At 66.8% G+C, this 25,201-nt stretch carries 39 protein-coding genes; 36 read left to right on the forward strand and 3 right to left on the reverse strand.

Annotation, left to right across the window (positions count from 1 at the left end):
• Positions 1-18 precede the first annotated feature (18 nt).
• From rpsJ to truA, 35 genes are all read left to right on the forward strand, one after another.
• Positions 19-324 carry a 30S ribosomal protein S10 gene (gene rpsJ / locus ACLJO0_RS08955; RefSeq protein ID WP_003102098.1) on the forward strand — a complete coding sequence of 102 codons (306 nt, stop codon included), beginning with the start codon at positions 19-21 and terminating at the stop codon, positions 322-324.
• A gap of 31 nt (positions 325-355) precedes the next feature.
• Positions 356-1,006: a 50S ribosomal protein L3 gene (gene rplC / locus ACLJO0_RS08960; protein WP_125788816.1), complete on the forward strand. Its 651-nt coding sequence runs from the start codon at positions 356-358 to the stop codon at positions 1,004-1,006.
• Between the two features lie 2 nt (positions 1,007-1,008).
• Positions 1,009-1,695 (forward strand): 50S ribosomal protein L4, encoded by a 687-nt coding sequence (gene rplD, locus ACLJO0_RS08965; RefSeq protein ID WP_410577489.1) that lies wholly within the window; start codon positions 1,009-1,011, stop codon positions 1,693-1,695.
• The gene (gene rplW / locus ACLJO0_RS08970) at positions 1,692-2,003 is read left to right on the forward strand and encodes a 50S ribosomal protein L23 (RefSeq protein WP_125790074.1); all 312 of its coding nucleotides are present in this window, start codon (positions 1,692-1,694) and stop codon (positions 2,001-2,003) included. The genes rplD and rplW overlap by 4 nt, the downstream gene beginning before the upstream one ends.
• Before the next feature lie 16 nt (positions 2,004-2,019).
• A complete protein-coding gene (gene rplB / locus ACLJO0_RS08975; protein ID WP_125788818.1) occupies positions 2,020-2,856 on the forward strand; it encodes a 50S ribosomal protein L2 in 837 nt (278 codons plus the stop codon).
• Between the two features lie 18 nt (positions 2,857-2,874).
• The gene (gene rpsS, locus ACLJO0_RS08980) at positions 2,875-3,156 is read left to right on the forward strand and encodes a 30S ribosomal protein S19 (protein ID WP_026468892.1); all 282 of its coding nucleotides are present in this window, start codon (positions 2,875-2,877) and stop codon (positions 3,154-3,156) included.
• A 29-nt stretch (positions 3,157-3,185) separates the two neighbouring features.
• The gene (gene rplV / locus ACLJO0_RS08985) at positions 3,186-3,602 is read left to right on the forward strand and encodes a 50S ribosomal protein L22 (protein ID WP_125788819.1); all 417 of its coding nucleotides are present in this window, start codon (positions 3,186-3,188) and stop codon (positions 3,600-3,602) included.
• A complete protein-coding gene (rpsC, locus tag ACLJO0_RS08990) occupies positions 3,602-4,453 on the forward strand; it encodes a 30S ribosomal protein S3 (protein ID WP_125788820.1) in 852 nt (283 codons plus the stop codon). Before rplV ends, rpsC begins: the two co-directional genes overlap by 1 nt.
• Before the next feature lie 3 nt (positions 4,454-4,456).
• Entirely contained in the window at positions 4,457-4,876 is a 420-nt protein-coding gene (gene rplP / locus ACLJO0_RS08995) for a 50S ribosomal protein L16 (protein WP_061979956.1), read from the forward strand.
• Positions 4,876-5,124 carry a 50S ribosomal protein L29 gene (gene rpmC / locus ACLJO0_RS09000; RefSeq protein ID WP_007031040.1) on the forward strand — a complete coding sequence of 83 codons (249 nt, stop codon included), beginning with the start codon at positions 4,876-4,878 and terminating at the stop codon, positions 5,122-5,124. Before rplP ends, rpmC begins: the two co-directional genes overlap by 1 nt.
• Positions 5,121-5,402, forward strand: coding sequence for a 30S ribosomal protein S17 (rpsQ, locus tag ACLJO0_RS09005; protein WP_007031041.1), 282 nt, complete (start codon positions 5,121-5,123; stop codon positions 5,400-5,402). Before rpmC ends, rpsQ begins: the two co-directional genes overlap by 4 nt.
• 79 nt (positions 5,403-5,481) lie before the next feature.
• Complete coding sequence (rplN, locus tag ACLJO0_RS09010) at positions 5,482-5,850, forward strand: 50S ribosomal protein L14 (protein WP_005166785.1); 369 nt, start codon at positions 5,482-5,484, stop codon at positions 5,848-5,850.
• Positions 5,851-5,853: 3 nt separating this feature from the next.
• Positions 5,854-6,168 (forward strand): 50S ribosomal protein L24, encoded by a 315-nt coding sequence (rplX, locus tag ACLJO0_RS09015; RefSeq protein WP_125788822.1) that lies wholly within the window; start codon positions 5,854-5,856, stop codon positions 6,166-6,168.
• A 2-nt stretch (positions 6,169-6,170) separates the two neighbouring features.
• Positions 6,171-6,734, forward strand: coding sequence for a 50S ribosomal protein L5 (gene rplE, locus ACLJO0_RS09020; RefSeq protein WP_061979954.1), 564 nt, complete (start codon positions 6,171-6,173; stop codon positions 6,732-6,734).
• A 4-nt stretch (positions 6,735-6,738) separates the two neighbouring features.
• On the forward strand, positions 6,739-6,924 hold the full coding sequence (locus tag ACLJO0_RS09025; protein ID WP_005166789.1) for a type Z 30S ribosomal protein S14: 186 nt from the start codon (positions 6,739-6,741) through the stop codon (positions 6,922-6,924).
• 80 nt (positions 6,925-7,004) lie between these two features.
• The gene (gene rpsH, locus ACLJO0_RS09030) at positions 7,005-7,403 is read left to right on the forward strand and encodes a 30S ribosomal protein S8 (RefSeq protein ID WP_005166791.1); all 399 of its coding nucleotides are present in this window, start codon (positions 7,005-7,007) and stop codon (positions 7,401-7,403) included.
• A 16-nt stretch (positions 7,404-7,419) separates the two neighbouring features.
• Complete coding sequence (gene rplF / locus ACLJO0_RS09035; RefSeq protein WP_005166793.1) at positions 7,420-7,959, forward strand: 50S ribosomal protein L6; 540 nt, start codon at positions 7,420-7,422, stop codon at positions 7,957-7,959.
• Positions 7,960-7,961: 2 nt separating this feature from the next.
• Entirely contained in the window at positions 7,962-8,360 is a 399-nt protein-coding gene (gene rplR, locus ACLJO0_RS09040; protein ID WP_037314970.1) for a 50S ribosomal protein L18, read from the forward strand.
• Positions 8,361-8,391: 31 nt separating this feature from the next.
• Complete coding sequence (gene rpsE, locus ACLJO0_RS09045; RefSeq protein WP_125790072.1) at positions 8,392-9,039, forward strand: 30S ribosomal protein S5; 648 nt, start codon at positions 8,392-8,394, stop codon at positions 9,037-9,039.
• 1 nt (position 9,040) lies between these two features.
• The gene (rpmD, locus tag ACLJO0_RS09050; RefSeq protein WP_076163011.1) at positions 9,041-9,226 is read left to right on the forward strand and encodes a 50S ribosomal protein L30; all 186 of its coding nucleotides are present in this window, start codon (positions 9,041-9,043) and stop codon (positions 9,224-9,226) included.
• Positions 9,223-9,669 (forward strand): 50S ribosomal protein L15, encoded by a 447-nt coding sequence (gene rplO / locus ACLJO0_RS09055; protein WP_125790071.1) that lies wholly within the window; start codon positions 9,223-9,225, stop codon positions 9,667-9,669. Before rpmD ends, rplO begins: the two co-directional genes overlap by 4 nt.
• Positions 9,670-9,991: 322 nt before the next feature.
• Positions 9,992-10,759, forward strand: coding sequence for a hypothetical protein (locus tag ACLJO0_RS09060; protein WP_410577497.1), 768 nt, complete (start codon positions 9,992-9,994; stop codon positions 10,757-10,759).
• Between the two features lie 50 nt (positions 10,760-10,809).
• Positions 10,810-11,442, forward strand: coding sequence for a LysE family translocator (locus ACLJO0_RS09065; RefSeq protein ID WP_410577499.1), 633 nt, complete (start codon positions 10,810-10,812; stop codon positions 11,440-11,442).
• A 322-nt stretch (positions 11,443-11,764) separates the two neighbouring features.
• On the forward strand, positions 11,765-13,072 hold the full coding sequence (secY, locus tag ACLJO0_RS09070; RefSeq protein WP_034304262.1) for a preprotein translocase subunit SecY: 1,308 nt from the start codon (positions 11,765-11,767) through the stop codon (positions 13,070-13,072).
• Positions 13,069-13,623 carry an adenylate kinase gene (locus tag ACLJO0_RS09075; RefSeq protein WP_125788827.1) on the forward strand — a complete coding sequence of 185 codons (555 nt, stop codon included), beginning with the start codon at positions 13,069-13,071 and terminating at the stop codon, positions 13,621-13,623. Before secY ends, ACLJO0_RS09075 begins: the two co-directional genes overlap by 4 nt.
• Before the next feature lie 44 nt (positions 13,624-13,667).
• Positions 13,668-14,444 carry a type I methionyl aminopeptidase gene (map, locus tag ACLJO0_RS09080; protein ID WP_410577501.1) on the forward strand — a complete coding sequence of 259 codons (777 nt, stop codon included), beginning with the start codon at positions 13,668-13,670 and terminating at the stop codon, positions 14,442-14,444.
• Positions 14,445-14,986: 542 nt separating this feature from the next.
• Entirely contained in the window at positions 14,987-15,208 is a 222-nt protein-coding gene (gene infA / locus ACLJO0_RS09085) for a translation initiation factor IF-1 (RefSeq protein ID WP_005166804.1), read from the forward strand.
• 36 nt (positions 15,209-15,244) lie between these two features.
• Entirely contained in the window at positions 15,245-15,358 is a 114-nt protein-coding gene (gene rpmJ, locus ACLJO0_RS09090) for a 50S ribosomal protein L36 (protein WP_004558882.1), read from the forward strand.
• Positions 15,359-15,563: 205 nt separating this feature from the next.
• A complete protein-coding gene (rpsM, locus tag ACLJO0_RS09095; RefSeq protein WP_005166805.1) occupies positions 15,564-15,944 on the forward strand; it encodes a 30S ribosomal protein S13 in 381 nt (126 codons plus the stop codon).
• Positions 15,941-16,126, forward strand: a complete 186-nt coding sequence (locus tag ACLJO0_RS09100) for a hypothetical protein (RefSeq protein WP_034304268.1) — start codon at positions 15,941-15,943, stop codon at positions 16,124-16,126. The genes rpsM and ACLJO0_RS09100 overlap by 4 nt, the downstream gene beginning before the upstream one ends.
• 18 nt (positions 16,127-16,144) lie before the next feature.
• Positions 16,145-16,552 carry a 30S ribosomal protein S11 gene (gene rpsK, locus ACLJO0_RS09105; protein WP_020643222.1) on the forward strand — a complete coding sequence of 136 codons (408 nt, stop codon included), beginning with the start codon at positions 16,145-16,147 and terminating at the stop codon, positions 16,550-16,552.
• 23 nt (positions 16,553-16,575) lie between these two features.
• Positions 16,576-17,181: a 30S ribosomal protein S4 gene (gene rpsD / locus ACLJO0_RS09110; protein ID WP_037314696.1), complete on the forward strand. Its 606-nt coding sequence runs from the start codon at positions 16,576-16,578 to the stop codon at positions 17,179-17,181.
• Between the two features lie 127 nt (positions 17,182-17,308).
• Positions 17,309-18,382 (forward strand): DNA-directed RNA polymerase subunit alpha, encoded by a 1,074-nt coding sequence (locus ACLJO0_RS09115; protein ID WP_005166811.1) that lies wholly within the window; start codon positions 17,309-17,311, stop codon positions 18,380-18,382.
• Between the two features lie 75 nt (positions 18,383-18,457).
• Positions 18,458-19,021 carry a 50S ribosomal protein L17 gene (gene rplQ, locus ACLJO0_RS09120; protein ID WP_020633327.1) on the forward strand — a complete coding sequence of 188 codons (564 nt, stop codon included), beginning with the start codon at positions 18,458-18,460 and terminating at the stop codon, positions 19,019-19,021.
• Positions 19,022-19,094: 73 nt separating this feature from the next.
• Positions 19,095-19,928: a tRNA pseudouridine(38-40) synthase TruA gene (gene truA / locus ACLJO0_RS09125; protein WP_410578206.1), complete on the forward strand. Its 834-nt coding sequence runs from the start codon at positions 19,095-19,097 to the stop codon at positions 19,926-19,928.
• Here the strand turns inward: truA and ACLJO0_RS09130 are convergent.
• The 3 genes from ACLJO0_RS09130 to eccE all read right to left on the reverse strand — a co-directional run bounded on the left by ACLJO0_RS09130 (position 19,898) and on the right by eccE (position 23,001).
• Positions 19,898-20,857 (reverse strand): endonuclease domain-containing protein, encoded by a 960-nt coding sequence (locus ACLJO0_RS09130; RefSeq protein ID WP_410577507.1) that lies wholly within the window; start codon positions 20,855-20,857, stop codon positions 19,898-19,900. The two genes, truA and ACLJO0_RS09130, sit on opposite strands and share 31 nt — an antisense overlap.
• A 243-nt stretch (positions 20,858-21,100) precedes the next feature.
• Positions 21,101-21,823, reverse strand: a complete 723-nt coding sequence (locus ACLJO0_RS09135; RefSeq protein ID WP_125788830.1) for a hypothetical protein — start codon at positions 21,821-21,823, stop codon at positions 21,101-21,103.
• Positions 21,820-23,001: a type VII secretion protein EccE gene (gene eccE, locus ACLJO0_RS09140; protein ID WP_410577508.1), complete on the reverse strand. Its 1,182-nt coding sequence runs from the start codon at positions 22,999-23,001 to the stop codon at positions 21,820-21,822. Before eccE ends, ACLJO0_RS09135 begins: the two co-directional genes overlap by 4 nt.
• 549 nt (positions 23,002-23,550) lie before the next feature.
• Here eccE and eccB point away from each other — a divergent pair.
• Entirely contained in the window at positions 23,551-25,164 is a 1,614-nt protein-coding gene (eccB, locus tag ACLJO0_RS09145) for a type VII secretion protein EccB (RefSeq protein WP_410577510.1), read from the forward strand.
• Positions 25,165-25,201: the final 37 nt, after the last annotated feature.

Here is a 25,201-nt window from a genome sequence, read left to right on the forward strand (position 1 = left end):
AAGGAACGAGCAGCCACCATGGCGGGACAGAAGATCCGCATCCGGCTCAAGGCCTACGACCACGAGGCGATCGACACCTCGGCGCGCAAGATCGTCGAGACGGTCACGCGCACCGGCGCCCGTGTTGTCGGGCCGGTGCCGCTGCCCACCGAGAAGAACGTTTACTGCGTCATCCGCTCGCCGCACAAGTACAAGGACTCGCGCGAGCACTTCGAGATGCGCACGCACAAGCGTCTGATCGACATCCTCGACCCGACGCCGAAGACGGTCGACGCGCTCATGCGCATCGACCTGCCGGCGAGCGTCGACGTCAACATCCAGTAGCGGCTGGCGAGCGGCGGAGAGTAAGAGACTCATGTCTGACAGGCAAATGAAGGGCATTCTGGGCACCAAGCTCGGCATGACCCAGGTCTTCGACGAGAACAACCGGGTCGTCCCGGTGACCGTCGTGCAGGCCGGCCCGAACGTGGTCACCCAGGTTCGGACCCAGGAAACCGACGGCTACAAGGCCGTGCAGCTGGCTTTCGGCGCGGTCGACCCGCGCCGGGTCAACAAGCCGCGCACCGGCCACTTCGACAAGGCGAGCGTGACCCCGCGTCGTTTCCTTGCCGAGCTGCGTACCACCGACGCCGAGACCTACGAGGTCGGCCAGGAGATCACCGCTGAGGTGTTCGAGGCCGGTATCGAGGTCGACGTGACCGGTACCAGCAAGGGCAAGGGCTACGCCGGTGTCATGAAGCGTCACGGCTTCAAGGGCCAGGGCGCGAGCCACGGTGCACAGGCCGTGCACCGCAAGCCCGGCTCGATCGGTGGCTGTGCCACCCCGGGCCGTGTCTTCAAGGGCCTGCGCATGGCGGGCCGGATGGGCAACGACCGGGTCACCACGCAGAACCTGACCGTGCACGCGGTGCGTGCCGAGGACGGCCTGCTGCTGATCAAGGGCGCCGTGCCCGGTCCCAAGGGCGGCCTGCTGTTCGTTCGCAGCGCCGCGAAGGGTGGTAACTGATCATGACCAGCGTCGAGCTGAAGACCCCGGCCGGTAAAGCCGACGGCACGGTCGAGCTCCCCACGGAGATCTTCGACGTGCAGGCCAACGTGCCCCTCATGCACCAGGTCGTGGTGGGCCAGCTGGCCGCCGCTCGCCAGGGCACGCATGACACCAAGACCCGCGGTGAAGTCCGCGGTGGTGGCAAGAAGCCGTACCGCCAGAAGGGCACCGGCCGCGCCCGCCAGGGTTCGACCCGTGCGCCGCAGTTCACCGGTGGTGGCGTCGTCCACGGCCCCACGCCGCGTGACTACACCCAGCGGACCCCGAAGAAGATGAAGGCCGCCGCCCTGCGTGGCGCCCTCTCGGACCGGGCCCGCGCCGGACAGCTGCACGTCGTCACCGAACTGGTGACCGGCGAGAAGCCGTCCACCAAGTCCGCCAAGGCCGTCATCGCCGCGGTGACCCAGGCCAAGCGCGTTCTCGTGGTGCTGCACCGCGACGACGAGCTGAGCTGGAACTCGCTGCGGAACCTGGCCGAGGTCCACATCATCACGCCCGACCAGCTCAACACTTACGACGTGTTGGTCAACGACGACGTGGTGTTCACCAAGGCCGCTTACGACGTGTTCGTCGCCGGCCCCGTCCGGGGCAAGGGCGCGAAGGCTTCGGCTCGGTCGAGCGAGGTTGAAGGGAGTGACGAGCAGTGAGTGCGATCGCCATCCCCGATGCCCGCGACATCTTGCTCGCGCCGGTGATCTCCGAGAAGTCCTACGGACTGCTTGAAGAGCACAAGTACACGTTCGTGGTTCGCCCGGACGCCAACAAGACCCAGATCAAGATCGCGGTCGAGAAGGTGTTCGGCGTCAAGGTGGTCAGTGTCAACACCCTCAACCGCCAGGGCAAGCGTAAGCGGACTCGCGCCGGCTTCGGCAAGCGCAAGGACACCAAGCGCGCCATCGTGACTCTTTCGGCTGAGAGCAAGCCGATCGAGATCTTCGGCGGACCCACCGCGTAAAGGACTGAGCTGACACATGGGCATCCGCAAGTACAAGCCGACGACCCCGGGTCGTCGCGGTTCCAGCGTCTCCGACTTCGCCGAGATCACTCGGTCCACCCCGGAGAAGTCGCTGCTGCGTCCGCTGAGCAAGACCGGCGGCCGTAACTCCAGCGGCAAGATCACCACCCGCCACAAGGGCGGTGGCCACAAGCGTGCGTACCGGCTGATCGACTTCCGCCGGAACGACAAGGACGGCGTTCCCGCCAAGGTCGCGCACATCGAGTACGACCCCAACCGGTCCGCTCGTATCGCGCTCCTGCACTACGCCGACGGCGAGAAGCGCTACATCATCGCCCCGGAGAAGCTCAAGCAGGGTGACACGGTTGAGAACGGCCCCCGCGCCGACATCAAGCCGGGTAACAACCTGCCGCTGCGCAACATCCCGGTCGGCACCGTGATCCACGCGATCGAGCTCCGCCCCGGTGGCGGCGCGAAGATGGCGCGGTCCGCCGGTGCCAAGGTGCAGCTGGTGGCGAAGGACGGGCCTTACGCCCAGCTTCGTCTCCCGTCTGGCGAGATCCGGAACGTCGACGTGCGCAACCGCGCCACCATCGGCGAGGTCGGCAACTCCGACCACTCCAACATCAACTGGGGCAAGGCGGGCCGTAACCGCTGGCGCGGCAAGCGTCCCACCGTCCGTGGTGTCGTCATGAACCCGGTCGACCACCCGCACGGTGGTGGTGAGGGTAAGACCTCCGGTGGTCGTCACCCGGTGAACCCGAACGGTAAGCCCGAGGGTCGTACCCGTCGCCGCAAGGCTTCGGACTCGATGATCGTCCGCCGCCGCCGTACCGGCAAGAACAAGCGCTGAGCAGGGAGGTAGAAGCACATGCCACGTAGCCTTAAAAAGGGCCCCTTCGTGGACGACCACCTGCTCAAGAAGGTGGACGTTCTCAACGAGTCGGGCAAGAAGACCGTGATCAAGACTTGGTCGCGTCGGTCCACGATCATCCCGGATTTCCTGGGACACACGATCGCGGTGCACGACGGACGCAAGCACGTCCCGGTGTTCGTCACCGAGGCGATGGTGGGTCACAAGTTGGGCGAGTTCGCCCCGACTAGGACCTTCAAGGGCCACATCAAGGACGACCGCAAGTCGCGCCGCCGCTGAGCGGGCACGAGAGAACAAGGAAGCTAGCGATGAACGCCCAGAACGACGTGGCCGAGGCATTGCCGACGGCTTACGCGCGGGCTCGCTTCGTCCGGGACTCGCCTACCAAGGTGCGCCGGGTGATCGAGCTGATCAAGGGACGTAGCGCCGCCGACGCCTTGGCCGTGCTCCAGTTCGCCCCGCAGGCGGCAAGCGAGCCGGTCGCGAAGGTGCTCGCCAGCGCCATGGCCAACGCCGAGAACAACCTCGATCTCGATCCGGACACCCTCTGGATCAAGAACGCCTACGCCGACGAGGGCCCGACCCTCAAGCGCATCCGTCCGCGGGCCCAGGGCCGCGCGTACCGGATCCGCAAGCGGACCAGCCACATCACCGTCGAGGTGGAGTCGCGTCCGAAGGCCGAGGCCAAGAAGGCACAGGGCAAGAAGAAGGCAGGTGGCCGGTAGTGGGCCAGAAGATCAACCCGCACGGCTTCCGCCTGGGTATCACCACGGACTGGAAGTCGCGTTGGTACGCCGACAAGCAGTACGCGGAGTACGTGGCCGAGGACGTCAAGATCCGGAAGCTGCTGTCCACGGGCATGGAGCGCGCCGGGATCTCCAAGGTCGAGATCGAGCGCACCCGTGACCGGGTCCGCGTCGACATCCACACCGCCCGGCCGGGCATCGTCATCGGCCGTCGCGGCGCGGAGGCCGACCGCATCCGCGGCGCGCTGGAGAAGCTGACCGCCAAGCAGGTCCAGCTGAACATCCTCGAGGTCAAGAACCCCGAGGCCGACGCCCAGCTCGTCGCTCAGGGTGTCGCGGAGCAGCTGAGCAACCGTGTGGCGTTCCGCCGCGCGATGCGCAAGGCGATCCAGACCTCCATGCGTTCGCCGCAGGTCAAGGGCATCCGCGTGCAGTGCGGCGGTCGTCTCGGCGGTGCCGAGATGTCCCGCTCCGAGCACTACCGCGATGGCCGGGTCCCGCTGCACACGCTGCGTGCCGACATCGACTACGGCTTCTTCGAGGCCAAGACGACGTTCGGTCGCATCGGCGTGAAGGTGTGGATCTACAAGGGCGAGCTCGTGGGTGGCCTCAAGGCCAGGGAGGCGCGTGACGCCGCCGCGGCCGCCGAGCGTGCCCCGCGCCGTGACCGTGGTGACCGTCCGTCCCGTCCGCGCCGTTCCGGTGCGTCGGGCACGACGCCGACCTCGACCGAAGCCGGTCGGGCTGCTGCCGCCGCCAAGAGCGACGACACCGCCCCTGCGGCCGTTGAGGCCCCGGCTGCTGAGACTGCAGAAAAGACGGAGGGCTGACACGTGCTCATCCCGCGCAGGGTCAAGCACCGGAAGCAGCACTCCCCGAAGCGCCACGGTGCCGCCAAGGGCGGTACGAATGTGAGCTTCGGCGAGTACGGCATCCAGGCGCTTGAGCACAGCTACGTGACCAACCGGCAGATCGAGTCCGCTCGTATCGCCATGACGCGTCACATCAAGCGTGGCGGCAAGGTGTGGACGACCATCTACCCGGACCGCCCGCTGACCAAGAAGCCGGCGGAAACCCGCATGGGTTCCGGTAAGGGTTCGCCCGAGTGGTGGATCGCCAACGTGAAGCCGGGCCGCGTGATGTTCGAGATCTCGTTCCCGAACGAGGAGACCGCCCGCGAGGCGCTCCGTCGCGCGATCCACAAGCTGCCCATGAAGTGCCGCATCGTGACCCGTGAAGGTGGTGAGTTCTGATGGCGAAGGCAGGTGCTGCCCAGGCATCGGAGCTGCGTGAGCTCACCGCGGAAGAGCTCGTTCTGCGTCTGAAGGAATACAAGGAGGAGCTCTTCAACCTCCGCTTCCAGATGGCGACCGGACAGCTCGACAACAACCGCCGTCTGCGCACCGTCCGCACGGACATCGCGCGGATCTACACGGTCATGCGCGAGCGTGAACTCGGCCTGTCCGTTTCCCCTGACGCCGAGAGTGAAGGTGCCGCATGAGCGAGCAGCCCAACGCTGAGGCGGCCCCCCGTAACGACCGCAAGGTCCGTGAGGGTTACGTCGTCTCGGACAAGATGAACAAGACGATCGTGGTCGAGCTCGAAGACCGCAAGAAGCACCGTCGCTACGCCAAGGTTCTCCGCAGCACCAGCAAGGTCAAGGTGCACGACGAGAACAACGAAGCCGGCGTTGGCGACCGGGTCACCTTGATGGAGACCCGCCCGCTGTCGGCGACCAAGCGCTGGCGTCTGGTGCAGATCGTGGAGAAGGCCAAGTAAGTAGGGCTCTTTTTGAGTCCCTTAGTTCCGCAAGGCTCGCGTTTCAGCGCGAGAACCAGCGCGACATACAGGAGTAGACGTGATCCAGCAGGAGTCGCGGCTTCGGGTTGCCGACAACACGGGCGCGAAGGAAATCCTTTGCATCCGCGTTCTCGGCGGCTCGGGGCGGCGCTACGCGGGCATCGGCGACATCATCGTCGCCACCGTGAAGGACGCCATGCCGGCTGCCGGCGTGAAGAAGGGTGACGTCGTCAAGGCCGTCATCGTTCGCACGCGCAAGGAGCGCCGTCGTCCGGACGGTTCTTACATCCGCTTCGACGAAAACGCTGCTGTGCTCATCAAGAACGACAATGAGCCCCGCGGCACCCGCATCTTCGGCCCGGTGGGCCGCGAGCTGCGCGACCGAAAGTTCATGAAGATCATTTCGCTCGCGCCGGAGGTGTTGTAGAGCATGAAGGTGAAGAAGGGCGACACGGTCGTCGTCATCGCCGGCAAGGACAAGGGTGCCAAGGGCAAGGTCATCCAGGCCTACCCCGAGCGTGAGCGCGTGCTGGTCGAAGGCGTGAACCGGATCAAGAAGCACACGCGGATCTCCCAGACCCAGCGCGGTGCGCAGTCCGGCGGCATCGTCACCCAGGAGGCGCCCATCCACGTCTCGAACGTGATGGTCGTCGACTCCGACGGCAAGCCGGCTCGCATCGGCTACCGCATCGGCGAGGACGGCAAGAAGGTCCGGGTCTCGCGCCGGAACGGTAAGGACATCTGATCATGACCACCGCAGAGAAGATCGCCCCGCGCCTCAAGGTGCGGTACCGCGAGGAGATCAAGGGACAGCTCCAGGAGGAGTTCTCCTTCGAGAACGTCCACCAGATCCCGGGCGTCGTCAAGGTCGTCGTGAACATGGGTGTCGGTGACGCCGCCCGTGACAGCAAGCTGATCGAAGGCGCCATCCGCGACCTGGCCGCGATCACCGGGCAGAAGCCCGAGGTTCGCAAGGCTCGCAAGTCCATCGCGCAGTTCAAGCTGCGCGAGGGCCAGCCGATCGGTGCGCGCGTCACGCTGCGCGGCGACCGGATGTGGGAGTTCCTCGACCGGCTGCTGACCATCGCGCTTCCGCGTATCCGTGACTTCCGCGGGCTTTCGCCGAAGCAGTTCGACGGCAACGGCAACTACACGTTCGGTCTCAACGAGCAGTCCATGTTCCACGAGATCGACCCGGACGCCATCGACCGCCCGCGCGGTATGGACGTCACTGTCGTCACCACCGCCAACACCGACGACGAGGGCCGCGCGCTGCTTCGCAAGCTCGGCTTCCCGTTCAAGGAGAACTGAGTCGATGGCCAAGAAAGCACTGGTCCACAAGGCCGCGAAGACGCCGAAGTTCAAGGTTCGCGGTTACACGCGTTGCCAGCGATGCGGTCGCCCGCACTCGGTGTTCCGCAAGTTCGGGCTCTGCCGGATCTGCCTTCGCGAGATGGCACACGCGGGCGAGCTGCCCGGCGTCCGCAAGTCCAGCTGGTAAGAGTCTTTTTTAACTCCCACTTCGCCACAGGCCTTGCAGTCGATGCAGGGAACCAGGGCGAGAAAGGTTGACAGGTCACCATGACGATGACCGACCCCATCGCAGACTTCTTGACCCGTCTGCGTAACGCGAACTCGGCTTACCACGACGAGGTCGTGCTTCCCCACTCGAAGATCAAGGCGAACATCGCCGAGATCCTCAAGCGCGAGGGCTACATCTCGGGCTACCGCGACGAGCCGGGCGAGAAGCACAAGAACCTCATCGTGGAGCTGAAGTACGGCCCCAACCGTGAGCGCAGCATCGCCGGCCTTCGCCGCGTGTCCAAGCCCGGCCTGCGGGTCTACGCAAAATCGACCGAACTGCCGTCGGTTCTCGGTGGCCTCGGCGTCGCGATCATCTCGACGTCGTCCGGCCTCCAGACCGACCGTCAGGCCAAGCGAAACAGCGTGGGCGGCGAAGTCCTCGCCTACGTCTGGTAAGGAAGGGGGCACAGACATGTCACGCATTGGAAAGCTGCCGGTCGCCGTCCCCTCCGGGGTCAAGGTGACCATCGATGGTCAGCAGATCAAGGTCGAGGGGCCCAAGGGCACCCTCGAGCACACCATCGCCGAGCCGATCACCGTTGAGCAGGCCGAGAACGGCACGCTCGAGGTGAAGCGTCCCGACGAGGAGCGCACCAGCCGTGCCCTGCACGGTCTCACCCGGACGCTGGTCAACAACCTCGTCGTCGGTGTGACCGAAGGCTACGAGAAGAAGCTCGAAATCCACGGTGTCGGTTACCGCGTGCAGGCCAAGGGTTCGGACCTCGAGTTCGCCCTCGGCTACAGCCACCCGGTGAAGATCGAGGCCCCGGAAGGCATCACCTTCAAGGTCGAGACCCCCACCCGGTTCTCGGTCTCGGGCATCGACAAGCAGAAGGTCGGCCAGATCGCCGCGGTCATCCGCAAGCTGCGCCGCCCGGACCCGTACAAGGGCAAGGGCCTGCGCTACGAGGGTGAGAAGATCCGCCGCAAGGTCGGAAAGACGGGTAAGTGATCATGAGCGACACGACTACGAAGCGCAAGCCGGTCGGCAAGGACATCTCGACCCGCCGCCGCGTCGCGAAGGCCCGTCGGCACTTCCGCCTTCGCAAGAAGATCAACGGCACGGACCAGCGTCCGCGCCTGGTCGTCAAGCGGTCGTCGCGGCACATCGCCGTGCAGCTGATCGACGACCTCGCCGGCAAGACCCTGGCGTCGGCGTCCACCCTCGAGGCGGACGTCCGCGCGCTCGACGGCGACAAGAAGGCCAAGGCCGCGAAGGTCGGGGAGCTTGTCGCCAACCGCGCCAAGAACGCCGGTGTCTCGACCGTGGTGTTCGACCGTGGCGGTAACGCTTACCACGGCCGCATCGCCGCTCTCGCTGACGCCGCCCGTGAAGCGGGGTTGGAATTCTGATGCAGATGCTCGTGAATGGAAGGACAGCCTGATGCCGGGACGTACACGGCAATTCGGCGGCGGACAGGGCGGACCCGGCGGACAGGGCGGCAACGACCGCAATGAACGTCGTGGTGGCGGCCGGGATCGTCGCGACAGCGGTCGTGGCGGGGCCGGCCAGGAGAAGACCCCGCACCTCGAGAAGGTCGTGACGATCAACCGCGTCGCCAAGGTCGTCAAGGGTGGTCGTCGCTTCAGCTTCACCGCCCTGGTGGTCGTCGGTGACGGCGACGGTCAGGTCGGCGTCGGCTACGGCAAGGCCAAGGAAGTTCCCGCGGCCATCGCCAAGGGCGTCGAGGAAGCGAAGAAGAACTTCTTCCGCGTTCCCCGCGTCGGTGGCACCATTCCCCACCCGATCCAGGGTGAGGAAGCCGCCGGTGTCGTGCTGCTGCGTCCGGCTTCCGCCGGTACCGGTGTCATCGCCGGTGGTCCGGTCCGCGCGGTGCTGGAGTGCGCGGGTGTCCACGACGTGCTGTCGAAGTCGCTCGGCTCCGACAACGCGATCAACATCGTGCACGCGACCGTGGCGGCCCTGAAGGGTCTGCAGCGTCCCGAAGAGGTCGCGGCCCGCCGCGGTCTCCCGCTCGAGGACGTCGCCCCGGCTCGGATGCTGCGCCAGCGTGCGGGTCAGGGGGTCTGACATGACTCAGCTCAAGGTGACCCAGGTCAAGAGCAAGATCGGCACCAAGCACAACCACCGTGAATCGCTGCGCACCCTCGGGCTGCGCAAGATCCGGCAGTCTGTGGTGCGTGAAGACACCCCCCAGGTTCGCGGCCTCATCCACACGGTCCGCCACCTGGTGGAGGTCGAGGAGGTCAAGGCATGACTGCCATCAAGATCCACCACCTTCGTCCCGCTCCGGGCTCGAAGCGCGAGAAGATGCGCGTCGGCCGTGGTGAGGGCTCGAAGGGCAAGACCGCCGGTCGCGGTACCAAGGGCACCAAGGCCCGGAAGAACGTGCCCGCCGGTTTCGAGGGTGGGCAGATGCCCATCCACATGCGGCTCCCGAAGCTTCGCGGCTTCAAGAACCGCTTCCGTACCGAGTACCAGCCGGTGAACCTGGGCGACATCGCCCGCGTTTTCCCGGAGGGTGGCAAGGTCGGCAACGAGGAGCTCGTCGCGAAGGGTCTTGTTCGCAAGAACAAGCTCGTGAAGGTGCTCGGCAACGGTGACCTGAACGGCGTCAAGCTGGACGTCACCGCCGACGCTTTCTCCGGCTCCGCCAAGGAGAAGCTCTCCGCCGCCGGTGGCTCCGCCACCACGCTCTGAGCTTTCTTCGCTCGCTTCACCGAAAGGCCCGCCTGGCTCCGCCACGGCGGGCCTTTCGCTTGCGCTCACCCCGGGCGCCTTTAGCCCCCTAATCGCGATCCGGCCCCTCCGCCCGGCGCTCGCGCCGACTTGCGTTTAGCCCCCTAACCGCGATCCCGACGCGGGCAGCCCCTCCGGCCCCCGGATCGCGGTTAGGGGGCTAAACGCGCTCCGCCGGTCGCCCAGGTGCCCGCCGTCCAGATCGCGATTAGGGGGCTAAAGGCGCTCTGGCCGAGGAGGCCGGAGCATGGCGGAGGGGTGCCTGAACTGGAAGGATCGTGGGGTGGCCATACCTCCAGGGCAGGATCCGCAGCCCCCTCAGCAGCCGGACGCCCCGCCGATGGTCGTATCGGTCTCGGGTCCCATGGATCCCGCGGAAAGGCCGGTGCGGTCCGGCCGACCCGAGCCCCGCAGGCTCGTCGCGGCGGGATTGGGTGTCCTGGCCCTGGTGCTGACCCTCATGGGCTGTCTCTTCCCGTTATTCAGCACCGAGCACCAACTCAGCTTCGATCGCAGCGCCGAGGTCGTGATCGAGGTCGTGCAAGGTGCGTGGGATCTGAAGATCATCCAGCCCGGCCACCCTCCAGTGACCACATCGACGTCGCCTGTCGGCATCCCGCTCCTGATCGCCGCGGCGTTCCTTCTCGTGGCCACGGTCGCCAGCGTCCGCGCCGCCCGCCTCCGACGTCCGGGCACTTTGGACCGATGGCTCACCACCATCGCGGCGGTATTCCTCGCGGGAGTCGTCGTCACCGCCGTCACATTGGGGCTCGGACGCCCGATGGGAGACGACACCAAGGTGACGCTGACGCTGGAGGCGGGCATCTGGGCGCTCTTCGCCGCAGTCGTGGCCGCGGCCGGTGCGGCTCTGATGAGTCACCGCGTCCAGGACGACGAGGTCCCGATGAACGGCGACCCGAGCCTCGCGGACATGCCCACACCGAAAGACGGCATCTCCATCACGGTGCTTCCGCCCGACGCACAGCCAGCGACACCGGACTATTCGGCCTTCGCGCCTCCGCCGGACTCCGGCCCAAAAGAGCGCGATTAGCCCGCTAAACGCGCTCGCGGCCGCCGATACGGTGGGGGAGGAGGTGGCCGATGACTTGGGTGGCGGTCTTTTTCGGAGCGGCGGTGCTCGTGGCTTTTACGCCAGGGGCGAACAATCTGCTTGGTCTGCACCACGGCATGACACAGGGGGCGTGGAAAGGGCTCGCCGGCCTGTTAGGCCGTTTGGCCGCATTCACGGTGTTGATCGCGGCTGTCGCCGCAGGGCTCGGGCAGCTCCTCGCGGCTTCCGAACTTGCACTCACGGTGATCAAGTGGGCGGGCGTCGCCTACCTGGTCTGGATCGGCGGGCGCCTGCTGTGGTCGACGTTCCGGGCCGGGCGGACCGCGCTGGTCCAGGCGCCGCAGGGTACTGAATCCGTACCGGCGCTACGGATCGCGAGGAAGGAATTCGTCGTCGCGATCACGAACCCGAAGGCGATCCTCATCTTCACGGCGTTCGTACCCCAGTTCATCGACGCAGCTCACGGCTCCTTTTCCACCCAGATCGCGATCCTCGGCGCCGTCTACCTACTCGCTGAGTTCGTCGCCGGCGCGACCTATATCGGGGCAGGAGCGCTCGTGAAGTCGCTCCGGTTGTCCCGCCGCGCGACTCGCAACGTCGACCGCGGCACCGGTGTCGTGCTCCTCGGGATGGCGGGCGCCCTCGCCGCTTCGAGCTCCTGAACCCCGTCCCTGATCACAGCGCGTTCAGCGGGCTAAGTGCGATCCGGCGGGGCCAGGAAAGTGAGTGACGACAAGGTGATCTGTCAAGGTTCCGGAGCGAGAAGCGCGAGTCGATCAACCTCGCGGACCAACCTTCGTCCGGAAAACCCACACGCACTGCGGACACGCCCTGTGAAGCTGTTAGAGTCGGCGACACGCTTCGGGACGAGTGTGCCCCGAAGCGTTCCTGGCTTGTGCCAGAAAGCTGTGTGTTCCCGCCGGCCCCAGGCCGGCCAAGCCGATCGTCGGTAAGACAGCCGACGACGCCGAGGAGGTTCCCCGCGTGCTCAGCGCCTTCCGCTCGGCTCTAGCGACGCCGGATCTACGTAAGAAGATCCTGTTCACGCTAGCCATCGTCGCGGTCTACCGAATCGGTGCCACCATTCCGGCCCCGGGTATCTCGTATTCCGCCGTGCAGCAATGCACGGAGACCGGGTCGCAGGAGGGCGTCTATCAGCTGCTGAACCTGTTCAGTGGCGGTGCACTGCTGCAGCTGTCGCTGTTCTCGACCGGCATCATGCCGTACATCACGGCGAGCATCATCGTCCAGCTCCTCACCGTGGTCATCCCGCGGTTCGAGGAACTGAAGAAGGAAGGCCAGGCCGGCCAGGGCAAGCTGACCCAGTACACCCGGTACCTGACGATCGCCCTAGCGATCCTGCAGGCCACCGGCGTGGTGGCGCTCGCCGACCGCAAGCAGCTCTTCCCGCAGTGCGACACCGCGATCATCCCGGACAACAGCGTCTACACGCTGGCCATCATCGTCATCACGATGACCGCCGGTACCGCCGTCATGATGTGGCTGGGTGAGCTGATCACCGAGCGCGGTGTCGGTAACGGCATGTCCGTCCTCATCTTCCTGAACATCGCGGCCCGGATCCCGATCGAGGGTGGCAACATCCTCAGCAGCGCGGGCCCGGTGGTCTTCACCCTGATCTGTGTGTTCGGCCTGGTGATCATCGCCAGCGTCATCTTCGTCGAACAGGGCCAGCGCCGGATCCCGGTGCAGTACGCCAAGCGCATGATCGGCCGCCGCATGTACGGCGGAACGTCGACGTACCTGCCGATCAAGGTGAACCAGGCCGGTGTCATCCCGGTCATCTTCGCCTCGTCGCTGCTCTACCTGCCGGACCTGATCAGCCGTCTCGTCGGTGACGCCAACAGCAACGCCGGCTGGCAGGTCTTCATCCAGAACTACATCGTCAACCAGTCCAGCTGGGCGCACGTCCTGCTGTACTTCGCGTTGATCATCTTCTTCACGTACTTCTACATCACGATCACGTTCAACGTGGACGAGCGTGCGGAAGAAATGAAGAAGTTCGGTGGCTTCATCCCGGGTATCCGCCCGGGCCGTCCCACCGCGGAGTACCTCAGCTACGTCCTCGGCCGCATCACCCTGCCGGGCTCGCTGTACCTGGGCATCATCGCGATCCTTCCGAACTTCTTCCTGTCCGTTACCGGTAGCGGGAACAACCAGAACTTCCCGTTCGGTGGCACGGCTGTGCTGATCATGGTCGGTGTCGGTCTCGACACCGTGAAGCAGATCGAAAGCCAGCTGATGCAACGTAACTACGAAGGGTTCTTGAAGTGACGCGCCTGGTTCTCGTTGGCCCTCCTGGCGCGGGCAAAGGTACTCAGGCGGTAGCACTGTCGGAGAAGCTCCGGATCCCGCACATCTCGACCGGCGATCTGTTCCGCGCCCACGTGGGCGAGCAGACGCCGCTGGGCCAGGAGGCCAAGCGCTACCTGGATTCCGGCGAACTCGTGCCCGATTCGGTCACGAACGAGATGGTGCGCGAGCGCCTTGCCGAACCTGACGCCAAGGTCGGTTTCCTGCTGGACGGGTTCCCTCGGAACACCAAGCAGGCCGACGTTCTCGGTGAGATCCTCGGCGAGGTCGACACCAAGCTGAACGCGGTCATCCAGCTCCAAGTTTCGGAAGACGTCGTCGTCGAGCGGCTGCTGTCCCGCGGTCGCTCGGACGACACCGAAGAGGTCATCCGTCGTCGTCAGCAGATCTATGTGTCCGAGACGGCTCCGCTGCTCGAGTACTACGCGGACATCCTGGTCACCGTCGACGGCGTCGGCACGGTCGACGAGATCTCCGCCCGCGTGCTGGAAGCGCTGCGCGACCGCACGTGAACCTCGGAGGACTGCGTGTACTGCAACGGCTTCGTCGTGGGCGCATGATCGAAATCAAGACCCCTGGCGAGCTCCAGGCGATGCGGGCCGCCGGACTGGTCGTCTGGCGCACCCTCACCGCGGTGCGCGAGATCGCCAAGCCGGGGGCGACCACGGCCGATCTCGACGAACTCGCCGAGCAGACGATCCGCGACGCCGGCGCGGTGCCCTCGTTCAAGGGGTACCACGGCTTCCCGGCATCGATCTGTGCTTCGGTGAACGAGCAGATCGTCCACGGCATCCCGTCGAAGACGCAGGCCCTGAACGACGGCGACATCATTTCGGTGGATTGCGGCGCCATCCTCGACGGCTGGCACGGCGACTCCGCGGTCACCCTCGCGATCGGTGAGGTGTCGAAGGCGGATCTGGCCCTTTCGGCCGCCACCGAGGCGGCGATGTGGGCGGGAATCGCCGCGGTGTCGTCCGGCGGTCGGCTCACGGACATCTCGCACGCGGTGCAGACCGCGGCCGAGAAGGCAGGCCAAGAAGACGGCATCGAGTACGGGATGATCGTCGAGTACGGCGGTCACGGCATCGGGCGCCAGATGCACATGGACCCGTTCCTGCCGAACCTGGGCAAACCGGGCAAGGGCCCGCGGCTCAAGACCGGCATGGCGCTCGCGATCGAGCCCATGCTGACCGGTGGCGGCGGTGAGACCGTCGAGCTCGACGACGGGTGGACCGTCGTGACCGCGGACGGCTCGCGGGCCGCGCACTGGGAGCACACCGTCGCGATCACCGACGACGGCCCGTGGGTGCTGACCGCCCCCGAAGACGCCTGACCTCGGCCTTCCCGCTCTCGGATCGCGTTTAGCCCGCTGAACGCAAGTCGCCCTGACCTGCGTTTAGCCTCCTAAACGCGATCACCGGAGCGCGTTTAGCCCGCTAAAGGCGAACGCGCCCGGATCGCAGTTAGCCCGCGAAACGCAAGTCCGCCCGCAGGTCGGCGCAGCGCTTCGGGTCGCGCCGCCAGGGCGGCCGCCCGCTACCCCCATCGGGTGCACCTCGCCTGCGGAGCCCGCCAGGTCGCAGGCCCACCGGATCGCGTTTAGCCCGCTAAACGCAGGTCGGCGAGGGCGTACGATGGTAGAGGTCGCAGCAGGCGGACTCAGGGGTCATCTAACACAGTCACCCCCCGTTTGGGGCTTACGACACGGGTTGCGTACACTGTCAAGTCGGTGTACTCATCGCGCCCGGATCCTGCGCGCTCGTGAATTCTCGCGAACGGACATTGGACCCGGGCTGGAGTGTGCCGATGCACCACCCAGCCAAGCACTCAAGCTCTGACTGATAACACAGCGTAGCGACAGGAAATGCGGAGGACATGGGCAAGAAAGACGGGGCCATCGAGGTCGAAGGCCGCGTAGTCGAGCCGCTCCCCAACGCGATGTTCCGCGTCGAGTTGGAGAACGGCCACAAGGTCCTTGCACACATCAGCGGCAAGATGCGGCAGCACTACATCCGCATTCTGCCGGAGGACAGGGTCGTCGTGGAGCTCTCGCCCTACGACTTGTCTCGTGGTCGCATCGTCTACCGCTACAAGTGATCACGACGAGTTAGCACAAGCAGGAGAGCAGGAGACGTGAAGGTCCAGCCGAGCGTCAAGAAGATCTGCGACAAGTGCAAGGTGATCCGCCGTCACGGCCGGATCATGGTGATCTGCGAGAACCTGCGGCACAAGCAGCGGCAGGGCTGATCACTCGCACTCGTACAGAGTGGATTGACGGCTACACAATCTCCCCGCACCTGCCGGGCCGTGCGAACGGCCTGGTTCACCCTCGGACTTCAGGCCGAGGCCGGGACACCCGAAGCGCAAGCCAAGGGCACGACAGGCGAGTCGGTCCCGGAACCGGACGGGGAGCAGACCTGAAGATGAATTCTATGAAGGAGCATCAACGCCAATGGCACGACTCGCTGGCGTAGACCTCCCCCGCGAAAAGCGGTTGGAGATCGCGCTGACTTACATCTACGGCATCGGCCGTACCCGCTCGAAGCAGCTCATCGCTGCTGCCGAGCTCAACGCGGACACTCGCGTCAAGGATCTGAGCGATGACGACCTCGCCAAGCTGCGGGTCTACATCGAGGAGAACTTCAAGGTCGAGGGTGACCTTCGCCGCGAGGTGAACGCCGACATCCGTCGGAAGATCGAGATCGGGTGCTACGAGGGCCTTCGCTGGCGTCGCGGACTTCCCGTCCGTGGTCAGCGCACCAAGACGAACGCCCGCACCCGTAAGGGTCCGAAGAAGACGGTCGCCGGCAAGAAGAAGGCTGGCAAGAAGTGAGCGTCCAGGGCAAGAAGGTCGTGCAGATGGGCGGCGTCCGCCGTCGTGGCTCGGCTTGTGTCTCGCCCAAGGCGCTCTACGCCCGCCCGATGGCGCTCCGCAACCTGTACACCGACGCCGGTTCGATCATCCGGCGCGGACAGGCCGAAGCGGTCGCCGCTCACCAAGAGAACGCGCGCTAACAGGAGAACCCTCAAAACATGCCACCGAAGTCTCGTACTGCGGCGGGGGCCAAGAAGGTCCGCCGTAAGGAAAAGAAGAATGTCGCGCACGGTCACGCGCACATCAAGAGCACCTTCAACAACACCATCGTCTCGATCACGGACCCGACCGGTGCCGTGATCGCGTGGGCGTCGAGTGGTCACGTGGGCTTCAAGGGCTCGCGTAAGTCCACCCCGTTCGCCGCGCAGATGGCCGCCGAGAGCGCCGCCCGCAAGGCTGCCGAGCACGGCATGAAGAAGGTCGACGTCTTCGTGAAGGGCCCGGGTTCGGGTCGCGAGACGGCGATCCGCTCGCTGCAGGCCGCCGGCCTCGAGGTCGGCACCATCCAGGACGTGACCCCGCAGCCTCACAACGGCTGCCGCCCGCCCAAGCGGCGCCGGGTCTGAGGAACGGGGAGGAGTAAGAAGAAATGGCTCGTTACACCGGCCCCGCGACGCGTATTTCGCGTCGCCTCAAGGTTGACCTCATCGGCGGCGACCAGGCTTTCGAGCGTCGCCCCTACCCGCCGGGCCAGCACGGCCGCGGGCGCATCAAGGAGTCCGAGTACCTCCTGCAGTCGCAGGAGAAGCAGAAGGCTCGCTACACCTACGGCGTTCTCGAGCGTCAGTTCGTCCGGTACTACAAGGAAGCCGTCCGGCGTCCGGGTAAGACCGGTGAGAACCTGCTGCAGATCCTCGAGTCCCGTCTGGACAACGTGATCTACCGCGCCGGTATCGCCCGCACCCGCCGTCAGGCGCGTCAGCTGGTGAGCCACGGTCACTTCGTGGTCAACGGCGTCAAGGTCAACGTGCCCTCGTACCAGGTCAGCAAGTGGGACATCATCGACGTGCGGCCGAAGTCGTTCGCGATGCTGCCCTTCGTCGCTGCCAAGGAGTCGTTCGGCGAGCGTCCCGTTCCCGCGTGGCTCCAGGTTGTTCCGTCCAACCTCCGTGTGCTGGTCCACCAGCTCCCGGAGCGCGCTCAGATCGACGTTCCGGTCCAGGAACAGCTGATCGTCGAGCTCTACTCGAAGTGATCCATCACCGGGCCGGGGAAACCCCGGCCCGGTGTGGGCACGGGCGGCGGCGCCCGGAGTGCGCCGCCGTTTCGCCATCCCTTTCGGTGTCATATGGCGGGCGCCGTTTGGAAAGGAATTAGGAAAGATGCTGATTTCCCAGCGGCCGGCTCTCGGCGAAGAGACGGTCAACGAGACCCGCTCCCGGTTCACCATCGAACCGCTGGAGCCCGGCTTCGGCTACACGCTCGGCAACTCGCTGCGTCGCACGCTGCTGTCGTCCATTCCGGGCGCGGCCGTGACGAGCATCCGCATCGACGGCGTGCTGCACGAGTTCACCACCGTTCCCGGGGTGAAGGAAGACGTCACCGACATCATCCTGAACCTCAAGGAGCTCGTGGTCTCCTCGGAAGAGGACGAGCCGGTCACCATGTACCTGCGCAAGCAGGGCCCCGGTGAGGTCACCGCTGCCGACATCGTGCCCCCGGCCGGTGTCACCGTGCACAACCCGGATCTGCACATCGCGTCGCTGAACGGCAAGGGCAAGCTCGAGATCGAGCTCGTCGTCGAGCGCGGCCGCGGTTACGTTCCGGCCCTGCAGAACAAGCAGGCGGGCGCGGAGATCGGCCGGATCCCGGTCGACTCCATCTACTCCCCGGTGCTGAAGGTGACGTACAAGGTCGAGGCGACCCGTGTCGAGCAGCGCACCGACTTCGACAAGCTGATCCTGGACGTGGAGACGAAGCCGTCGATCACGCCGCGGGACGCTGTCGCGTCGGCCGGTAAGACGCTGGTGGAGCTGTTCGGTCTCGCGCGCGAGCTGAACGTCGACGCCGAAGGCATCGAGATCGGCCCGTCGCCGCAGGAGGCGGACACCATCGCCGCCTACGCGATGCCGATCGAGGACCTGGACCTCACCGTCCGGTCGTACAACTGCCTCAAGCGCGAGGGCATCCACACCGTCGGCGAACTGGTCTCGCGCAGCGAGGCCGACCTGCTGGACATCCGCAACTTCGGTGCGAAGTCGATCGACGAGGTCAAGCTCAAGCTCGTCGGTCTCGGCCTCGCGCTGAAGGACAGCCCGCCCGGGTTCGACCCGACCGCGGCCGCGGCCAGCTACGACGGTGAAGGCTGGTCCGAGGGCGTCGACAGCATCACGGACGGAATTTCGGACAACGGCCACGACGATGGCCAGGACTACGCAGAGACGGAGCAGCTGTAAGGCCAGCTTCGGCTCCCTCACCGGTAGGGGTGGGGGAGCCCCGGCCTCCAGCTGTGAGCTGAACGAGGAGAACCGATGCCCACCCCCACAAAGGGACCCCGTCTCGGCGGGTCGCCCGCGCACGAACGGCTGATCCTGGCCAACCTGGCCACCCAGCTGTTCGAGCACGGCAAGATCACGACGACCGAGGCGAAGGCCCGGCGGGTGCGCCCGCTGGCCGAGAAGCTGATCACGAAGGCGAAGCGGGGCGACCTGCACAACCGTCGTCAGATCCAGCGCATCGTGCGCGACAAGGATGTCGTGCACAAGCTGATCGCCGAGATCGGTCCGTTCTTCGCGGAGCGTCCGGGTGGCTACACCCGGATCACCAAGACGATGGCGCGCAAGGGCGACAACGCCCCCATGGCCGTCATCGAGCTGGTTGCCGAGAAGACCGTCACCGCCGAGGCCGAGGCCGCGCGCAAGACGAAGTTCGCGAAGGACGAGCCGAAGGCTGCCGCCCCGGCCGCCGAGGAGACCACCGAGGCCCCTGAGGTTGCCGACACGGCCGCCACCGAGGCTCCGGAGGCCACCGAGGCTCCTGCCGCCGACGAGGCCGCTGAGGCCCCCGCCGCGGACGCGGACAGCAAGAAGGACTGACGTCCTGACGGCACCGAACACCCCGGACGAGCCCGCCACTCCCACTGCGGAGGGCGGGCTCGTTCGTCTGCGTCTGGATGTTTCCTACGACGGCACCGATTTCTCCGGCTGGGCGCGGCAGCCCGGGCGGCGCACGGTGCAGGGAGTCCTCGAAGAGGCGCTCGCGAAGCAGCCCCCAGGAGCCTCGGTCCCGAAGTCCGTCGTCGTCGCCGGCCGCACCGATGCCGGTGTGCACGCGTCCGGCCAGGTGGTCCACGTCGACGTGTCGCCTTTAGCGGGCAAAACGCGATCCGGCCGCCTGGAACTGGACGAGCAGGGCATTCCTGACCTGGGGCGGATGCGTCACCGCTGGAATCGGTACCTGCCGGGGGACGTGCGGGTGTTGGCCGCCCGGGTCGCGGCGCCTGGGTTCGACGCGCGGTTCTCGGCCGTGCGACGTCACTACCTTTACCGTGTTTCGGATGCGCCATGGGGCGTCGATCCGTTGCGGCGTCACGACACCCTGGCCTGGACCCGTCCGCTTTCGGTCGATGTGATGAACGAGGCGTCGTCGGCTCTCTTGGGGCTTCAGGACTTCGCGGCCTTCTGTAAGCAGCGTGAAGGCGGGACGACCATTCGCGAGCTGCAGCGGCTCGAATGGCGGCGCACCGGACCGCACGCGGTCGAGGTCGCGGTCTCCGCTGACGCGTTCTGTCATTCGATGGTGCGTAGCCTCGTTGGGGCACTGCTCTTGGTCGGCGACGGCCGTCGTCCGCTCGATTGGCCCGGTGGCGTTCTGGAGAGCCGGACGCGTGACAGCGCTGTCGCTCCCGCACACGGCCTGACGCTGATGGCCGTCGACTACCCGCCGGACGCCGAACTCGCCGCCCGTGCGGATCAAACGCGAGCCATGCGCACCTCCTCCTGACCCGGACGCGGCGCGGTTAGCGGGCTAAACGCGCCGCGGCGGGCCTGCCAGACGGCCTCGACGATTCCTTTGAAGTCCATCGCCAGGTCCTCCGCGGTGACGATGACGAAACGCCAGCCCTCGGCCTCCGCCCGTCTTCGCCGTTTGCGATCGTGGGCTCGTTGCTTTGGCGTGTTGTGCCATTGGCCGTCGTATTCGATGGCGACCCGGTGCGTCTCGTCGCCGAGGTCGAGACGAGCGACGAAGTGACCCGTTCGGGAGAAGACCTCGAACTGAGGTGTCGCGGTAATGCCGCCGGCGGCCAGCACGATCCGCAGTTCCGATTCCGGGGGCGACTCCGCGCGAGGGTCAGAGAGGCGCAAAGCGTGCCTGGCCAAGCGAATGCCTCGATTGCGGCGACCGTAGAACTCTCCGTTGAGGTGCAGATCGGTCAGTTTCTCAGCTCTCATGAACTGGTCCAGATCGGGGACGCCGATGCGAAGCCGTCGTACCCACCCGGATTTGCGAGGAGAAAGCCGGAGGAGCAGGTCCAGTGCGATTCGGCTTCTCCGCGCGATGCGGATTCCGTTCCACGGCCTCGATTCTTCGGGTTTGACCTCGGTCCGCCGAATCTTGATACCGACGATCGGGCCGAAGCGTTGTTTCTCCGGTACGACCATCTCGACCGGATCATGGGGCTTGGCCAGCTGGACGCCCTGGACGGTCGCGGCCGATCGCCCGGTCAGCACGGCTTCCGGCGGCGCCAGTAACGCGGCCCCGCGACAACGGAGTTCGTGTGTGACCTCGACGTCAGCGCGCGTGTAGACGTCCTGGAACAGTCGCCGGACGCTCGGGCCACGTAGACGGCTGGCCGTGATCAGGCCTGCCTTGCGTGCGTCTGAGCCGCGGAAGACTTCGGGGAGGTGAGATGAATCGAAAGGTTTGGTCATGCCGACACGGTGATCGACAAGACCGACAAGGCGCGGCCCTCACTGCCTCTCGGGGGCGTTTTATCCACAACCCCCGGCTTATCCACAGCCTGCGCGATTCCCTCTTGACGCCCAAACCCCACGCCCCAGGTCGACTTTAGCGGCCTAAACGCGACGCGCGGCGGACGCAAAACGGGGGCACTGTCCGATATGGACAGTGCCCCCGCAGAGCGCGGTTAGCCCGCTAAAGTCGCGGCGTCGGGGTCAGTCGCCGCGGCGTACGGGGCCCAGGATCTGCTGCTCTTTCGCCGTGGTGACCAGGCGAAGAGGGCGCCAGAGGTTCCGGCCCAGAGCGACGACCTGGTCGTCCTTCAACGTCGTGAGCTGCTTCATCATCTGGGGCGGGAGCCGCCAGATCCGCGCGGCGAGTTCGGCCTGGCCCGGCGGGAGCCGTTGCATCAGCACGAGGTCGGCCGCGTTCGCGGTCGCCCCGGCCTGCGGGTGCAGGTACGGCAGCACGTAGACCGTCGTCTGCCACGGCGACCGCGGCGGGAACAGGTCCTGCGGGGTCGGCCCGCCGTCGGTCACGACCAGCAGCGGCGCGTCCTCGGACGGGCGCGGGAGGTCCACCGGCGACAGCCGCCGGATCTGCACCAGCGGCGAAGGCCTGCCGTTGGGCTGATTCCCCGCGGCCTGCGGGAGAACCTGCCACGCGGCCGGACGCCCGGTCGCCACGACGACCCACGCCCCGACCGCCATCGCTCGCAGCGCGACCTGACGAGCCAGGTACAGGCCACCGACGAGCACGATCCGGGTCGGCGCCGAGCGCAGCGCGGAAATCGTCAGCGGCTCACCCTTGAGCCCGGAGCCGAGGACGATGCCGCCTCGGTCACCGGACGGGCTGATCGCGTCGAGCATCGCCGGGTCGACGGTGAATTCCGGGGCGACACCGGCGCTCTGGCCTGCGTCGCGCATGCGGGTGCTCATGCCGTGCCTCCGATCGGCAAAGTCGCGGAGAACCCGGAGATCTGCAAACCGCGCAGCGGAGTCAACGCCACTCCCAGCCGGTCCGAGATGCCCTGCAGCCGCTGGTCGGCGGCGTCCAGTTCACGGGGGTTCCGCGCGCTCAGGCGAACGATTCCCCGCAGGCCGATCTTGCCTTCGTCCGCGGACGGCGAGATCGACATCGCCACCGTCGCCGACAACGCGCGGACACTGGTCAGCGCGTTCAGGCTGCCGCTGATCTTGCCCTTCGGCCAGCTGGTGATCGCATAGCTCGCGTGCCCGATGCCCGCCGCGGTGACGCCGGTCCAGCGCTCCTGCAGACCGACCTTCCCCTGCGAGCCGGCGACCGCGGTCAGCTCCGCGGCCGAAATGCTGGACCGCAGCAGCTCGTCCGGATCGAGCGGCCGGGTCGGCACGCCTTGCGACTCCAAGGCGTTGCGCACCCGCGACAGCGCGCCGATCAGCGCGCGATGCGCACCGACGACGCCGCCGCCACGTTCGCGAATGGCGGCTGGGCACCGGCGCGGGTCGAGCCGGATGGCGACCCAGGTCGTCCGCCGCGCGGCGGCGGGCAGCGGGCCGAGCACCTCCATGTAGGAGCTGAGGGCCGGCGAGTCCGACGGAAGCGCGGCGCTGCCCGGGTAGCAGTGCCAGATCATCTGGATCGAGTCGAGGACCACACCGCGGTCTTCGAGGCACGGCGCGAGCGCGGACAGCGGCAAGCTCGGCGCGCCACCCGCCTGGGTGATCAGCGCGGGCGCGGGTTCGACGAGCAGGACCGCGGTCCACGTCCCGTCGTTCCACGCGAGGCCGACCTGCTGGCGTTCGTGGTCCACGCCGTGCGCGACGACGAGATCGGGAACGGCGAGGCGGAGCAGGTTCACCCGGGCGTCGTCAGGGCCGGTGACGGCGTCCTCTTCGGCGGCGAGCGACTCGATGCTGCTCGGCGGAAGCGGATTCGCCACACGATCGTGTGAACGGAACATGTACCGCATGGTGAGGCCGGCCCATTGGGTGAACCAGCGGCCGCCCCAGCGCAGGAACGCGATGATGATCGCGACCCCGAGTACGCCGATCGCGACGTACTTGAGCTTCATGTTGATCGCGAGCAGGACGAGGCCGATCGCGAGCCCGAGTTCGAGCACGACCAGGTTCGCCACCGGGAGCGGGCCGAGGTTGATCCCGCCGGTCCGGCGCCGCGTGGGCGCGGCGATCCGCGTCGCCGGAGCGGGCGGAGGGCCGGACTGCGGGCCGGGGCCGCCGGACGGAGGACCGCCCGGGCCACCGGGCCCACCAGGACCCCCTGGGCCACCAGGTCCGCCGGGACCCTTGGGCCCTCCCGGACCACCGGGGCCGCCAGGACCCTGCGGTCCGCCAGGCCCCCCAGGGCCGCCTGGGCCACCGGGACCGCGAGGAACTCCGGGACCTCCCGGGCCTCCGACCGGGCCGCCCGGACCACCCGGTCTGCCGGGCCTCGGCGGCGGACCCGGCGGACGACCAGGAGGTTGCGGCCCCGGAGGGCCGGGCGGACGTGGAGGAGTGGTGACGGACATCCGCGCTTTCTCTTCCCCTCGTGCGTGCTGCGTACCCGGAAAGCCGGTCCCGAGGAACTTGACACTAGCTGGAGTTGGTAGAAACCCCACACCAGACGGTCCCCGTACGGCTATCCTGCGGAACCGTACCGCGACGGGGAGGACTGTAGGTCGAGAATGCCATCAACACCGACTACTAAGTCTCAAGTTCAGGCTTATCAGTTCGTTCTGCGACGGATGCAATCCGCACTGGTCCGTCGCGACGCCGTCATGCTCCACGACCCGATGCGCACGCACACGCGGGCCACCATCGTGGGTATCGTGCTGGCCGCGCTGGGCGTCCTGGTCTTCGTCATCTGGGGCCTGCTGAGCCCGAAGCCGTCCGTGCCGGACGCGGGAAACATCGTCATCGGCGAGCAGTCCGGAACGGTGTACGTCGTGGCCGGGAACCCGAAGAAACTGATTCCGACCTTCAACCTCGCCTCCGCGCGGCTGCTGATCATCGCGCAGTCGAAACAAGGGGCGCAGCAGGCGGGGGCCAAGCCTTCCGGGCCGACGCAGGCCTCCGAAGTGAAGAACCCCACAGTCGTCTCGGACGAACAGCTGAAGAACATTCCCCGCGGTCAGCTCATGGGCATTCCGAACGGCCCGCAGCTGATGCCGACGGAAAGCCAGCGGGTCTCCGCGGACTGGGGCGTGTGCGACGAGGTCATGTACGACCCGACGGTGCCCCAGCCGGATCTGTCGAAGACGGAGACGACCGTCTACGCGGGTGTGAAACAGCTCGGGAACCGCGAACTCGGCCAGAACGAGGCGTTGCTCGCCAAGGGCGCCAACGGCAGGGAGTACCTGATCTACCGGCAGAGGCCGGACCCCAACCTCCGGAACGCGAACGCGGTCAAGGCCGAGATCAAGCCGGACGCGAGCGCCGTGCGGTCCGCGCTGAAGCTGTCCGACCAGCCCCGCGGCATCTCCCAGGGGCTGCTCGACGCGATTCCCGAGGTACCGGAGCTGAAGCTCCCGTCCGTCCCCGGTGACGGCGAGACCCCCAACTTCGAAATCGAAAGCATGAAGGTCGGCGACGTCTTCTCCACCGAGCAGGCCGAGGGGCGGAAGGACTTCTACCTCATCACGAAGGAAGGGATCCAGTCCATTTCCCCGGCCGTCGCGGACATCGTGCAGACCGGGAAGAACGACGGCAGCACTTCGGTGATGTCCGTGCCGCTGGGCAAGATCCGCAACCTCACGCGTGTCTCCCAGGTCGTCGAACTCGACGCCTACCCCCAGACGGTGCCGACGGTGCTCAACGCGACCCAGGGTTCCCGTGTCTCGTGCCTTGGCTGGTCCATCGCGGGCGACGGCACCAACCGGGACGGGCACACGGCGGTGTTCGTCGACGACAAGCTGCCGAAGGGCAGGAACGCCGACGGATCCGCGCCCGGCGTCAAGATCGGCACCCCCGGTCCGGTGGGCGCGCCGATCAACAGCTTCTTCATGGAGCCCGGTTTCGCGGCCGTCGTCCAGTCGGCGACCGGCAAGGAGACCTTCGACAAGGGACCGATCCAGCTGATCTCCGATCGCGGGATCCGTTACGGCGTCCCCGACGCGGTGACGGCGGACTCGATCGGGCTCAACAAGCGGGTGCCCGCGCCGGAGTCCATCATCAGGATCCTGCCCAACGGCGCTTCGCTGAACACGCAGGACGTGCTCCGGACGTTCGACACCGTGCCGATCGACGACCGGGCCGGTTCGGTCGCCACGCAATCGCAGCAGGCTCCGGCGGGTAACTGATCGCGGGAACCCGCCGGACGGCGCGAGCGTCTCAACG

It is taken from the genome of Amycolatopsis sp. lyj-108 (genome assembly GCF_046549005.1).
GTDB lineage: Bacteria > Actinomycetota > Actinomycetes > Mycobacteriales > Pseudonocardiaceae > Amycolatopsis.